General features: G+C 67.0%; 15 protein-coding genes. 7 read left to right on the top strand and 8 right to left on the bottom strand.

Features of this window, described 5'->3' with window-relative positions; genetic code table 11:
- Positions 1-3: 3 nt before the first annotated feature.
- Complete coding sequence (locus ACAX61_RS02800) at positions 4-735, bottom strand: class I SAM-dependent methyltransferase (protein WP_370713296.1); 732 nt, start codon at positions 733-735, stop codon at positions 4-6.
- 89 nt (positions 736-824) lie between these two features.
- Between ACAX61_RS02800 and mutM the strand changes: the two genes are divergently transcribed.
- The 3 genes from mutM (at position 825) to dnaA (ending at position 3844) form a co-directional block, all read left to right on the top strand.
- On the top strand, positions 825-1637 hold the full coding sequence (mutM, locus tag ACAX61_RS02795) for a bifunctional DNA-formamidopyrimidine glycosylase/DNA-(apurinic or apyrimidinic site) lyase (RefSeq protein WP_370713295.1): 813 nt from the start codon (positions 825-827) through the stop codon (positions 1635-1637).
- A 91-nt stretch (positions 1638-1728) separates the two neighbouring features.
- Positions 1729-1992: a 30S ribosomal protein S20 gene (rpsT, locus tag ACAX61_RS02790; protein WP_325282131.1), complete on the top strand. Its 264-nt coding sequence runs from the start codon at positions 1729-1731 to the stop codon at positions 1990-1992.
- Positions 1993-2410: 418 nt separating this feature from the next.
- Positions 2411-3844 (top strand): chromosomal replication initiator protein DnaA, encoded by a 1434-nt coding sequence (gene dnaA, locus ACAX61_RS02785; protein WP_370713294.1) that lies wholly within the window; start codon positions 2411-2413, stop codon positions 3842-3844.
- A gap of 8 nt (positions 3845-3852) precedes the next feature.
- Here the strand turns inward: dnaA and ACAX61_RS02780 are convergent, their stop codons facing one another.
- The 5 genes from ACAX61_RS02780 to secB form a co-directional block, all read right to left on the bottom strand.
- The gene (locus ACAX61_RS02780; RefSeq protein WP_370713293.1) at positions 3853-4233 is read right to left on the bottom strand and encodes a DUF202 domain-containing protein; all 381 of its coding nucleotides are present in this window, start codon (positions 4231-4233) and stop codon (positions 3853-3855) included.
- Positions 4230-4745 (bottom strand): DUF421 domain-containing protein, encoded by a 516-nt coding sequence (locus ACAX61_RS02775; RefSeq protein ID WP_370713292.1) that lies wholly within the window; start codon positions 4743-4745, stop codon positions 4230-4232. The genes ACAX61_RS02780 and ACAX61_RS02775 overlap by 4 nt, the downstream gene beginning before the upstream one ends.
- 104 nt (positions 4746-4849) lie before the next feature.
- Complete coding sequence (gene trpS, locus ACAX61_RS02770) at positions 4850-5857, bottom strand: tryptophan--tRNA ligase (RefSeq protein WP_370713291.1); 1008 nt, start codon at positions 5855-5857, stop codon at positions 4850-4852.
- 8 nt (positions 5858-5865) lie between these two features.
- Positions 5866-7428 carry a murein biosynthesis integral membrane protein MurJ gene (gene murJ / locus ACAX61_RS02765; RefSeq protein WP_370713290.1) on the bottom strand — a complete coding sequence of 521 codons (1563 nt, stop codon included), beginning with the start codon at positions 7426-7428 and terminating at the stop codon, positions 5866-5868.
- Positions 7429-7466: 38 nt separating this feature from the next.
- Positions 7467-7976, bottom strand: coding sequence for a protein-export chaperone SecB (gene secB / locus ACAX61_RS02760; RefSeq protein WP_370713289.1), 510 nt, complete (start codon positions 7974-7976; stop codon positions 7467-7469).
- A 191-nt stretch (positions 7977-8167) separates the two neighbouring features.
- Here secB and ACAX61_RS02755 point away from each other — a divergent pair, with 191 nt between their 5' ends.
- The 3 genes from ACAX61_RS02755 to ACAX61_RS02745 are packed head-to-tail and all read left to right on the top strand — an operon-like array spanning position 8168 to position 10632.
- A complete protein-coding gene (locus ACAX61_RS02755) occupies positions 8168-8791 on the top strand; it encodes a Tim44/TimA family putative adaptor protein (protein WP_370714884.1) in 624 nt (207 codons plus the stop codon).
- Between the two features lie 10 nt (positions 8792-8801).
- Complete coding sequence (gene mltA / locus ACAX61_RS02750) at positions 8802-10100, top strand: murein transglycosylase A (RefSeq protein WP_370713288.1); 1299 nt, start codon at positions 8802-8804, stop codon at positions 10098-10100.
- Entirely contained in the window at positions 10075-10632 is a 558-nt protein-coding gene (locus ACAX61_RS02745) for a Smr/MutS family protein (RefSeq protein WP_370713287.1), read from the top strand. Before mltA ends, ACAX61_RS02745 begins: the two co-directional genes overlap by 26 nt.
- On the opposite strand, the gene dapE is transcribed toward ACAX61_RS02745, so the two are convergent.
- Positions 10610-11749 carry a succinyl-diaminopimelate desuccinylase gene (dapE, locus tag ACAX61_RS02740; protein ID WP_370713286.1) on the bottom strand — a complete coding sequence of 380 codons (1140 nt, stop codon included), beginning with the start codon at positions 11747-11749 and terminating at the stop codon, positions 10610-10612. The genes ACAX61_RS02745 and dapE overlap by 23 nt on opposite strands.
- An 11-nt stretch (positions 11750-11760) precedes the next feature.
- Here dapE and ACAX61_RS02735 point away from each other — a divergent pair, with 11 nt between their 5' ends.
- Entirely contained in the window at positions 11761-12210 is a 450-nt protein-coding gene (locus ACAX61_RS02735) for a cupin domain-containing protein (RefSeq protein ID WP_370713285.1), read from the top strand.
- Positions 12211-12212: 2 nt separating this feature from the next.
- On the opposite strand, the gene ACAX61_RS02730 is transcribed toward ACAX61_RS02735, so the two are convergent.
- Complete coding sequence (locus tag ACAX61_RS02730; RefSeq protein WP_370713284.1) at positions 12213-12887, bottom strand: glutathione S-transferase family protein; 675 nt, start codon at positions 12885-12887, stop codon at positions 12213-12215.
- Between the last annotated feature and the right edge of the window lie 43 nt (positions 12888-12930).

Here is a 12930-nt window from a genome sequence, read left to right as displayed (position 1 = left end):
CGCTCAAATCTTCCAGCCGCTGTGAATCGCGACCAGCCCGCCCAGCATCGGTTCGACGCGCGTCTGCACAAAGCCCGCCTCGCCGATCATCGCCTCGAACCGGGCCATATCGGGAAAGCGGCGGATCGATTCGATCAGATAGCGATAGCTGTCGGCATCCCCGGCCAGCGCCTGACCCAGCTTGGGGACCAGCCGGTGCGAATAGGCGTCGTACACCTCTGCAAAGCCGGGCCACAGCGTGGTCGAGAACTCCAGGCAGAAGAACCGCCCGCCGCGCCTCAGCGCGCGGTGCGCTTCGCGTAGTGCGGCTGGAATGTCGGTGACGTTCCGGATGCCGAAGGCGATGGTATAGGCATCGAAAAAACGGTCGGGGAATTGCAGCGTCTCTGCATTCGCCTCGGTCCAGACAAGGCCGTCGATGCCGCGCTTGGCAGCGCGCTCCATGCCGACTGCCAGCATCGCCGGATTGATGTCTGCGACGGTGATCGCCGCGCCCGATGGCGCCATGCGGAACGCGATGTCGCCGGTGCCGCCCGCCATGTCGAGGATATGTTCGCCCGCGCGCGGTTTTACCCGGCGCACGAACACGTCCTTCCACATCCGGTGCAGGCCCGCCGACATGGCGTCGTTCATCAGGTCATAGCGGCTTGCGACGTTCTTGAAGACTTCGCCCACGCGCGCGGTCTTTTCCGCAGGCGCCACATCTTCATAGCCGAAGGATACGGTGTCGGTCATGGCCACCCCATGGCCTTTCGCGCGGGCGCTGCCAAGCGTTTCGCGTCCCCTTGCGGGTCTATCTCGCGCCGACTAGCTCCAAAGTCCGTATGCCCGAGCTTCCCGAAGTCGAGACGACCGTGCGCGGGCTCGCCCCCGTTCTGGAGGGGCGAACCATCGCCCGCATCGTCGCAAACCGCCCCGATCTGCGCCGCCCGCTGCCCGTCGACCTGGGTCAGCGGATGACAGGCGCGCGCGTGACGGGGCTGGGCCGGCGCGCCAAATATGGCCTCATTCACACCGATCGCGGCGATACGATGATCTTTCACCTGGGCATGTCGGGGCGCTGGCGCGTCGATCCGGCAGAGCCATGGGCGCATGACCATCTGCTGATCGAAACCGATGCGGGGCGGCGGCTGGCGCTCAACGACCCGCGGCGATTCGGCTCGGTCGATATCGTCGCAACCGATGCGCTGGCCGATTGGGGCCCGTTCGCGGCACTGGGGCCGGAGCCGCTGAGCGACGCGTTCGACGCGCGTTATCTGGCGGCGCGATTCGCCGGGCGGGCGGCGCCGGTAAAGGCGCTGCTGCTCGATCAGCGCGTGGTGGCGGGGCTGGGCAACATCTATGTTTGCGAGGCGCTGCACATGGCGGGCATCGCGCCGAGCCGGGCGGGCGGGCGAATCGCCCCCGCGCGGCTGGAGCCGCTGGTCGATGCGATTCGCGCCGTGCTGCTGGCCGCGATCGAGGCGGGCGGGTCGACGCTGCGCGACTATGCCCGGCCTGACGGGGAACTGGGCTATTTTTCCAAGCAATGGCGCGTCTATGGTCGGGAGGGAGAGGATTGCGGGTGCGGCGCCCCGATTCGCCGCCGGGCAGAGGGCGGTCGTTCGACCTTCTGGTGCCCGCAATGTCAGCGTTGAAGGTTGACCGTTGCGCGCTTCCCCGTTAAGGGGCGCGCTTTCCCGAGCGCTGCCAGCGGCGCTCTCCAACATCACAGGTTTCGAGGACGGCATGGCGAACACGCCACAGGCGAAGAAGCGTATCCGGCGCAACGAGCGTCGCGCGGAAGTGAACGGCGCGCGGGTCAGCCGCATCCGTACCTTCGTGAAGAAGGCGGAACTGGCGCTTGCGTCGGGCGACAAGGCGGCTGCGACCGCCGCGATGGCTGAGGTTCAGCCTGAACTCGCGCGTGGCGTTGCAAAGGGCGTGGTTCACAAGAACACCGCTGCCCGCAAGTTTTCGCGTCTGACGAAGCGCCTCTCGGCACTCGCCTGACCCGAACCTGACGGTTGAAAAGGCCCTGTCGGCATGCGCCGACGGGGCTTTTTTTGCGTCCAAAATTCGTCCGGAACGGGCATTTTCGCGGAACGACGGAAACTCCGCGAGTCGCGCGGCGTGAACAACGCTGTGACCGCAAACAATATAGCAAAAACAACGGCTTGAACGGAAAGTCATGGCGAAGCCCCATGCTTCCGCGTCAAGCATTTTATATTTCATTTTGTTGACCGGGGGAGGCTTGATCGCTGTCGATTAGGCTTCCAAAACGGACCTCCCGCAGCGGCATCGACCGCATGGTGCCTTGTTCAAGGCGCGCGGGCGTCCGGCCCTTGTACAGGGTGGGTGGGGGCATTCGAGTTTTGGTTCAGGGTGGGCCGCAAAGTGGTGCTTTGCGGAACAAGGGAGATTTGTGCGCGTGTACGGTACCGAACCGCTTCGATCGACACCGGCGATCGCGGACGCCTGGGCACAGGTGCGGCGCAATCTGCGCACGCAATCCGGTGCCAAGGTGTTCGACCAATGGCTGAAGCCCGCGGTTCTGGCCGAAGGGTCTGATTCGGAAACCGTCCGTATCGGCCTGCCGTCTCCGTTCATGACGAACTATGTGAAGAGCCACTTCGGCGATCGGCTGCGGATGGAGTTTCACCAGGCGCTGCCCAGCGTGCGTTCGGTGGTGGTCGAAACCTCGACTCGCTCGGTCCAGCAGGCAGGCGCCAATGACGAGGCGCCGGCAGCCCCCGTGATCGAGCCGGTTGCTGCGCCCCGCGTACTGACGCTCGACCGCCCGCTCTCGGCACCCGCCGCGCGACCGGCTGGCAACGGTGAGCGATTCGCGTTCGACCCGCGCTACACCTTCGACCGGTTTGTGTCGGACGCGTCGAATCAGGTCGCCTTCAACGCCGCGCGCATGCTGGCCGCCGAAGGGCCGGCGCGTTTCAGCCCGCTCTATCTCCACGGCGCGACGGGGCAGGGAAAGACGCATCTGGCGCATGCCATCGGCAATGCGTTCATGGATGCGCACCCCCATGCCAGCGCGCTGTACATGTCCGCCGAACGCTTCATGTTCGAGTTCGTGAAGGCGGTGCGGGAACGCGATACCTTTGCCTTCAAATCGCGTCTCCGCTCGGTCGATCTGTTCATCATCGACGATCTTCAGTTCATCGCGGGCAAGGATTCGACGCAGGAAGAATGCTTCCACACCGTCAATGAGCTGATGACGATGGGCAAGCGCCTGGTCATCTGCGCCGACCGCAGCCCGCATATGCTGGAAGGGGTGGAGGCAAAGCTGGTCGGACGCCTCTCGTCGGGCCTGATCGCCGACATTCGCCCGCCTGAATACGCCCTTCGCCGCGCCATCCTTGACGCCAAGCTGGCCGAGATGCCGCAGGTCGCGGTGCCCGAAGATGTGCTGGAACTGCTGGCCACGCGGATCACCAACAATATCCGCGAGCTGGAAGGTGCGCTGAACCGGCTGATCGCTTATGCCCAGTTGATCGGCGAATCGGTGACGATGGACTTCGCGCTCCAGACGCTTGGCGAATTGCTGAAAGGGCCGCAGAAGCGGGTCACGATCGACGACATCCAGAAGGCGGTCTCCACCCACTTCGAACTGAAGCAGATGGACATGATCTCCGCCCGCCGCGCGCAGGCGATCGCCCGTCCACGCCAGATCGCCATGTATCTCGCCAAGCGGCTGACGACTCGTAGCCTGCCGGAGATTGGCCGCAAGTTCGGTGGGCGCGACCATTCGACCGTGATCCACGCCGTGCGGCGGATCGAGGATCTGCGCGGCAAGGATCGTGAAATCGACACCGCCGTCCGCAACCTGATGCGCCAGCTGGAGGGCTGACCCGCCGCTTAGCCGGGGTCGGCGCTTAGCAGCCACAGTGCTGCGGCGACGGCGCCGGTTATCGCGACCAGCGTCCAGCTGAGCAGCCGCATCCGCATCGGCTGAAGCGTTGCCACCTTGTGCGACTTCAGCCGGGCCAGCCCGCGCCGCGCGCGGCGTTCGGCGGTGATGAACACGAACGCCGCCACTGCCAGAAATGCCGTCGCCAATGCGCGGGGCACCCATGACGGCTCGATCGAGCCGAACAGCGCGTTGAAGCCCAGGCCGATGCCGACGGACGCCATGCCCGTCCGCACCCACCCGGCATAGCTACGCTCATGCGCCAGCAGCGTGCGATCTTCGGCAAGATCGGTGCGATCCTCGGCCAGATCCTCCCGCTCGTCGCTCACTGAGGGTGCCGCTGATTGCCGGGCAGCGCGTTTCGTGATCCAGCCTTGTCCCGCGAAACGACGCTGAGCGAGCCGTCGGTCTCCAGCACCACCGCCGCCACCAGCGACAAATCGCCCAGTCCGCTTGATCGCACCGACGCCAGCAACTCGTCGCGGGTGATTCGCTCTTCGCGCATCGCCCGTTCGTCGAAAGTGCCGTCGCTCAGCAACAGGCGTGGTTCCGCCTTGACCCAGCGCTCGACGCTGCGCCACCGGACCGACGCGGTTGCGATCAGATATTGCAGGCCGATCAACAGGATCAGGCCCAGCACGCCTTCGACCAAAGCGACATTGCCGGTCAGGGTGATCGTCGCCAGCGTCGAACCCAGTGCGACGGTGACGACCAGGTCAAAGGCGTTGAGTTTCGCCAATGTGCGCTTGCCGCTGACCCGCAACAACAGGACCAGCGCCCCATAGGCCAGCGGTGCCAGCACCAGAACGCGGATCAGCCCGGTCCAATTGTCGAAGATCATCGCAACCACCCATAAGGCCGCAGGCGCGGCGATATGGATGGACAACAGGGGGCGGGCCGGGGTGTTCCGCTATGGCTGGCCGAACGCCGCGACCTCAGGAGGGATCAGTCGACCTGCAATCCCACCGCATCCTGCGCCGCGCGCAGGGTGGGTGCGGCGAGTGCCTGTGCCTTGTCCGCGCCCTTGCGAAGCCGGGCGGCGACTTCGGCACGGTCGTCCAGCAGACGGGTCAGCCGGTCGCGAATCGGACCGAGCTTTGCCACGGCCAGATCGGCAAGGCGCGGCTTGAACGCGCCAAAGCCCTGGCCCGCAAACTCGCTCAGCACCGCGTCGCGCGTGCGACCGTCCAGTGCGGCATAGATGGTGACCAGATTGCGCGCCTCTGCCCGGTCGGCCAGCGCGTCCATCGTGTCGGGCAGGGGTTCGGGATCGGTCTTGGCCTTGCGGATCTTGGACGCGATGGCGTCGTCATCGTCGATCAGGTTGATTCGGCTCATGTCGCTGGGATCGGACTTCGACATCTTGGCCGATCCGTCGCGCAGGCTCATGATTCTGGGCGCTTCCGCCGGGATAATCGGTTCGGGCAGCGGGAACAGCTCGACGCCGAAATCGGTGTTGAACTTGGTCGCGATGTCGCGCGCCAGCTCCAGATGCTGCTTCTGGTCCTCACCCACCGGCACGTGCGTCGCCTGATAGACCAGCACGTCGGCGGCCTGAAGCACGGGATAGGTGAACAGGCCGACGCTCGCGCCCTCCCGGTTCTTGCCCGCCTTGTCCTTCCACTGGGTCATGCGGTTCAGCCAGCCGACGCGCGCCGTGCCGCCCAGGATCCAGCTGAGTTCCGAATGAGCGGGGACGCGCGCCTGGTTGAACAGGATCGACCGGTCGGTGTCGATGCCCGCCGCCATCAGCGTCGCCGCCAGCTCGATCGTGGCGGCCGCCAGTGCCTTGGGATCCTGATGCACCGTCAGCGCGTGCAGGTCGGCCAGGAAGAACAGGCAATCGTCGCCCGGCTGCAACGTGTCCTGCATCGCCACCCATTGCCGGATCGCGCCCAGATAGTTGCCCAGGTGCAGGTTGCCGGTGGTCTGGATGCCGGAGACGATACGCATGTCGGTCCTTAATTCGTTTTGGTGCGCCGAAGCGCCTTGAGATCGGCGGGGCGATAGGCGCCCGTCGCGAAACAGGCGACCGCATAGACCAGCCCGCCGCCCGCGACCAGCGCGATGAGCGCGCCTGCCCGGTGGATGACCGGGCCGCTCAGCCACGGGTCGAGCAGCGGCGCCAGCCCCAACAGCGCGGCCCCCATCGCCACCGCCGCCAGCGCCAGCCGGGGCAGGCGCCGCCGCAACCGCGCGTCGATGGCGAAATGCCCGCGCTTCATCAATGTGCCTGCGAGCAACCCCACATTGACCAGCGCCGCCAGCGCGGTCGCCAGCGGCGGGCCGACATGGGCGATGGTGGGGATCAGGATCAGATTGCCGACCAGGTTCACCGCCACCGCGATCATCGCAAAACGGGCGGGCGTTTTCGTGTCGCCGCGCGCGTAAAAGGCGGGGGCCAGCACCTTGATCAGCACATAGGCGGGAAGCCCGATCGAAAACGCCGCCAGCGCCATCGCGCAGCGCGCGGCATCCTCGGCGGTAAAGGCCCCGTGCTGGAACAGGCCGCGCACGATCGGTTCGGCGACGACCAGAAAGGCAACCGTCGCGGGCAGCGTCAGGAACAGCGCGAGTTCAATGCCGCGATTCTGCGTCGCCATCGCCGCCGCATCATCCTTCGCCGCCAGCAGCCGCGACAGGGTGGGAAGCAGGATGGTGCCAAGGCCGATGCCGATCATCCCCAGCGGCAACTGGTTCAGCCGGTCGGCATAATAGATATAGCTGATCGACCCCGCATCCAGCAGCCCGCCCGCCAGCGCGGTGGACACCAGCAGGTTGATCTGCGTCGCACCCGCGCCGATCGCGGCGGGCAGCACCAGCCGTCCCAGTTCGCGCAGGTCATTGTCGATGCGCGGCATCCGAAGCCGCAACTTCACCCCCGCGCCCCGGCACGCGATGATCAGCCAGCCCAGCTGCAACGCGCCGCCCGCCGTCACCGCCACCGCTTGAGCGCGTGCGGTTTCATAGGGGTTGTCGCCGTGGAAAAAGACCAGTGCCACGATCATCGCGATGTTCAGCAGCACCGGCGCCGCGGCATTGACCCAGAACCGCTCGAGCGAAGTCAGGATGCCGCCCAGCAGCGACACCAGCGACATCAGCGCCAGATAGGGGATGGTGATGCGCGACAGGGTGACCGCGAAGGCGAATTGCGCAGCTGTCGGATTGTCGAAGCCGCCCGACAGCGCCCAGGTGATCGGCTCCGCCGCGATCAGCATGGCGGCGGTGAACACGACCAGGATCGGGAACAGCACCGCCAGCGCGCGTTCGGCAAAATCGAACGCGGCAGGATAGTCGTGATCCGCGCCGACCTTCTTGTTGAACAGCGGGGTGAAGGCGGCGTTGAATGCGCCTTCGGCAAAAAAGGCGCGGAACATGTTGGGCAGGCGAAAGGCGACGAGGAAGGCGTCGGACGCAAAGCCCGCGCCGACGAACGCCGCCTGCAACGTATCGCGGCCCAGCGCCAGGATGCGGCTGGCCAGGGTCAGTCCGCCGACCGACCCCAGCGCGCGGACAAGGTTCATGCTGTCATGCGCCCGCGCGCCCGGTCACGGACGTGGGTTCAGGCGTTGCCGATGTCGCCGCTGATCTGACCCTGTTCGGCGGCGGCCGCCGATTGGGCGAAATACAGCGCGTTGAAGTCGATCGGCTCAAGCAGCAGCGGCGGGAAACCACCGTCGCGGACCGCATCGGCCAGCACGCGGCGCGCGAAGGGGAACAGGATGCGCGGCGCTTCACCCAGCAGGAACGGCTGCAGATGCTCTGCCGGGATGTTGCGCAGGCCGAACAGCCCGGCATAGCTCAGTTCGCACAGATACATGACGCGACCGTCGATCTCGCCGCGCGCTTCGACCTTCAGTACGACTTCGTGCACATCCTCGCCGACCTGCGCGGCGCCGATGTTGAACTGAACGTCCAGCTTGGGCGCGCCCTGCGACTGATAGATGGCGGGTGCGTTCGGGTTCTCGAACGACAGGTCCTTCACATATTGCGAAAGCACGTTGGCGGCCGGTGCCGTATCCTCGCCATTGGGTGCGGCGCCCATGTCGAAGCCCTGTTCGTTTGCGTCCATGTCGTCCTCGTCGAAATCGGGTGGGGCAGGGCAGGGCCGCTGCCCGATGAACCGCGGCGACTAGCAGCGGCGGCGTGTCAGTTCAACGACCGGCCATCCTGTTTCGCAGGGCATTTGAAAGAATGGCACGGCACGCCTATGTTCGGTGATGAACCAGCGGAGGTCCGGTGCTCTACGTCATAGTTCTTGCGATGATCGCGGCCTTTCTGGCGCTGCGGCTTTATTCGGTGCTCGGTAAGCGCACCGGCCATCATCAACCGTTGCCTCGCGCGGCGGAAGATGGGGCCGCCGTCGCGCGGCCACAGGCGCGGACGATCGACATGCCCGCCGAAGCGCGCGAGCCGCAGATGCGCGCCATCGACAGCAAGGCGGAAGGCGGCGTGCGCGCGCTGATCGCCGCCGACTCCAGCTTCGACGTCGCCCAGTTCGTCGACGGCGCCAAAAGCGCGTATCGCATGATCCTGGAAGCATTCTGGAAGGGCGACCGCGAAACGCTGGCATGGCTGGCCGAAGACGATGTGAAGGCCGCATTCGAAAGCGCCATCGACGAGCGGGAGGCTGCCGGCCACACGCTGGAAAACCGGCTGGTCGCCATTGAGCGCGCGACGATCGTCGATGCTTCGCTCGAAGGCGCAGTGGCCCGCATTGCCGTTCGTTTCGACGCGGATATCGCGGCGGTCACACGTGATGCCGACGGCAACGTCATTGCCGGTTCGCTCAGCGACGCGGTCGAGACGCACGATGTCTGGACCTTCTCGCGCCGTCTGCGCAGCGACGATCCGAACTGGAAGCTCGCCGAAACCGACGAAGCGTAAGGGGCCGTTGATGCGCGGGACCGTGGGGCGCCGCTTTGGCGGTTTGGCGCTGGCGCTGCTGACGGGCGCCTGTTCGAGTACGATCGTGCCTGCGGGCGTCGACCGGGGCGCCCCGCCGCCACAGCGCGCCGCCCCGTCCACCACCGCGCCGACGATGCCGGGCGTAAAGGTGGGAGCGCCCGCCACCCCGATCGCGCCTGTCGCCGTTGTTGCGCCGCCCGCCGATGCGACGAGCGCGATTGCAGCCGGATGGGTCGCCGGACCGTCCATCACCGCCTTGCCCATCGAACCCGCCGCGGCTGAGCGGGCGCTGGCAGCGTTTCGCACCAGCTGCCCCTCGCTGCAGCGGCGTACTGACGCCACCGGGTTGACGCGCGGCGCCGACTGGGCGCCCGCCTGCGCCGCTGCGGCCGGAGCCGATGACGCCGCGCGCTTCTTTCGCGATCAGTTCGAAACGATCCAGATCGGTGAAGGAAAGGCGTTCGCCACCGGCTATTACGAGCCCGAAATTGCGGGCAGCCGGACGCGGCGGCCGGGATATGAGGTGCCGGTCTATGGCCTGCCCGACGATCTGGTCGAAGTCGACCTGACCCCCTTTGCCAGCGATCTGGCAGGTCGCAAGATCCGGGGCCGGGTGGAGGGGCGGCGTTTCGTCCCCTATCCCGACCGCGCCGCGATCGAGCAAGGCGCGCTGGCCGGGCGTGGGCTGGAAATCGCCTATGCCGCCGATCCGATCGAGCTGTTCTTCCTTCAGGTTCAGGGTTCGGGCCGTCTGCGCCTGCCCGATGGCGGGGTGATGCGGATCGGTTATGCGGGGCAGAATGGCCGCGCCTATACCGGCATCGGCGCGCTGATGCGCGACCGCGGCCTGCTGGCGCCGGGCCAGGCGTCGATGCAGGGCATCATGGCGTGGCTGCGCGCGCACCCGGAAGAGGGGCGGGCGATCATGCGCGAGAACAAGAGCGTGGTCTTTTTCCGCGAGCTGACCGGGCCGGGCCCACTGGGCGCGATGGGCGTGCCGGTCGTGGGCCAGACCAGCGTCGCCGCCGATCCGCGCTTCGTGCCCCTGGGCGCGCCAGTCTTTCTGTCGATGGACCGTGCCGACGCCAATGGCATCTGGATCGCCCAGGATACCGGCGGCGCGATCAAGGGCGCCAACCGATTCGACACCTTCTGGGGGGCGGGCGATGATGCGCGTGCCATCGCCGGGGGCATGAGCGCGCGCGGCACCGCATTTCTGCTGGTCCCGCGCGGGACGCTGGCGCGGCTTTCCACGACTGCCAATGGCCGGGCGCCGGCTCGGCCCTGAAGAAGCCGCGCTGTGGGCGCGGGTGGTCGCGACGGTGCAGCCGCTGCCGGGACGCAGCCGCCCCGCGCCGCCGCCCGCGCCCGTCGCCGCGCCGCCCGCCGCCGCCCCTGCGAAACCGTCACGCGCCGTGCCGCCGCTGCCGCGCGCAAAGGCGCTGCCAAAGCCGGCACTGCGCCCCATCGGCGTCGATCTGGATGGCGGGTGGGAGAAGCGGCTGTCGCGCGGGTTGGTCGCGCCAGAGGCCAGTCTCGACCTGCACGGCCATACTCTGACCAGCGCGCATGCGATGCTGGATGCCGGGTTGAGCCGCGCCATCGCGCGCGGCGACCGGGTGCTGCTGCTCGTCACCGGCAAGCCGCCCCGGCCAGAGGCGGAACGCCCCTATGCGCGCGGCGCCATTCGCGCGGCCGTGGCCGACTGGATCGCCGCGTCGCGCCATGCCGAGCGCATCGCCGCCATCCGTCAGGCGCATCCGCGCCATGGCGGGACGGGCGCGCTGTATATCGTGTTCAGGCGAGCGCGCGGCGGATGATGTCGCGATAGATTTCGGCGAGCTTGATCAGATCGGCAATCGCCACTGCCTCGTCCCCCTTGTGCATCGTCGCGTTCAGCAGGCCGAACTCCACCACCGGGCACAGCCGTGAGAGGAAACGCGCGTCGGATGTACCGCCGCTGGTCGACAATTCGGGGCGCAGGCCGGTTGCTGCTTCGATCGCATCGCCGATCATCGTTGAAAAGGCGCCGGGTTCGGTCAGGAACGCTTCCCCCGACACCACGGGCCGCACGGTTGCTTCGGGGGCATGGCGGTGCACCACGCCCGCAATCCGCGCGCCGAGTTCCGCCCCGCGATGCATGTCGTTGAAGCGAATGCTCAGCCGCGCCGATGCCATGGCGGGGATGATGTTGGTCGCGCCATTGCCGACATGCAGGTCGGTGACCTCGATATTCGACGGTTGAAACCAGTCGGTCCCTTCATCCAGAACGATGCCGTCGATTTCCGACAGCGCGGCAATCAACCGGGGGATCGGGTTATCGGCCAGATGGGGATAGGCGACATGCCCCTGCCGCCCCGGCACGTCGATCCAGATATTGACTGACCCGCGCCGCCCGATCTTGATCATGTCGCCCAGCCGGTTGACCGATGTCGGCTCCCCCACCAGGCACAGGTCGGGCTTCAGGTCGCGCGCCGCCATCCGGTCGATCAGCGCACGGGTGCCGTAAACCGCCGGGCCTTCCTCATCGCCGGTGATGATCAGGCTCAGCGTGCCGCGCGGCTGGATGGTGGCGGCGGCGGCCACGAACGCGCCGATCGCACCCTTCATGTCGACCGCGCCGCGCCCGTACAGCATGTCGCCGCGGACCACCGGGTCGAACGGCCCCGCGCTCCACCCGCTGCCGGCGGGCACGACATCGACATGCCCGGCAAAGGCGAAGTGCGGTCCGCCCGATCCGCGCACCGCCAGCATGTTCTCGACCGGCCCGTCAGGTGCTTCGCCGACCACGAAGCGGTCGACAGCAAAGCCCAGCGGGATCAGCATCGCCTCCAGCACGTCGAACACGATCCCGCGCGCGGGCGTCACGCTTTCGGCGGCAATCAGGGCCTTGGTCAACGCGGCGGGCTGGGGCAGGGTGGCAGCGATATCATTCATGGGAGGTCGCATTGCCCAAGCTGGACCTGGACGCAATCCCGCAGGATAACCGCACCGGCTATCCCCCTGAATATGCTGACGTGGTGCAGGGGCGCCTCTATCGTCGCCTCGCGCCCGTCGCAGGGCTGAGCGATTTCGGCGCGAGCCACGTCGTGCTGCGCCCCGGCGCCTGGTCCGCCCATCGCCACTGGCATGAGGGGGAGGACGAACTGGTCGTCATGCTGGCGGGCGAAGCAGTGCTGGTGGAGGAGGACGGGGAGACGATCCTGCGCCCCGGCGACATCGCCGCCTTTCCGAAAGGGGTGGCGAACGGCCATGTCCTGCAAAACCGCAGCGAGGCCGATTGCGTCTATCTCGCCATCGGCCGCCCGTCGGACAGCGATTGCCACTATCCCGACATCGACCCGCACCTGTTCGACGGCACCCGCTTTGCCCATCGCGATAAGACGCCGTTCGAATAGGGTCAGGCGCTCAGCGGTTCGCGCTCATATTGCTCCAGCACCCAGTCTTCTTCCTGTGCGCCGGCGATCCAGTCCTGCATGTGCGGGTGGGCGATCACCGCTTCGATATAGCCGGTGGCAAAGCGGGCGACGGGAAGCGAATAGGTGATGATGCGCGTGACGACGGGCGCGAACATCATGTCGACGGCGCTCCACTGGCCGAACAGGAAATCGCCGTCGCCGCCGAAACGCGCGCGGGCCTGAGCCCATAATTCCATGATCCGGGTCAGGTCGATCAGCACATCGTCGTCGGGCCGCGACGCTTCATAGACCTGGCGCACGTTCATCGGATGCTTGCGGCGCAGCGCGGCATAGCTGGAGTGCATTTCCGCCGCCATCGACCGTGCCATCGCGCGTGCGGCCGGGTTCGTCGGCCAGTAGCGGTCGTCGCCGGTCTTCTCGTTGAAGAACTCGATGATGGCCAGGCTGTCCCAAACGACCACATCGTCGCCGTCCCACAGGATCGGCACCTTGCCCGATGACGGCGCGAATTCGTCGCCCTCTCGCCGCGCTTCCCATTCGGCGTCGTACAGCGGCACGACGACTTCCTCGAACGGAAGGCCCGAATGTTTGGCCGCCAGCCAGCCGCGAAGCGACCAGGAGCTATAGGCCTTGTTGCCGAGAATGAGCTTGAGCATGGCGCGACGTGTAGCGGCGGGGCGGGGAGGGGGCAACGCGCAA

The organism is Sphingomonas sp. IW22 (assembly GCF_041321155.1).
Lineage (GTDB): Bacteria > Pseudomonadota > Alphaproteobacteria > Sphingomonadales > Sphingomonadaceae > Sphingomonas.
The sequence above is the reverse complement of the archived record's forward strand: the minus strand, read 5'-3'. Positions and strand labels throughout refer to the sequence as shown.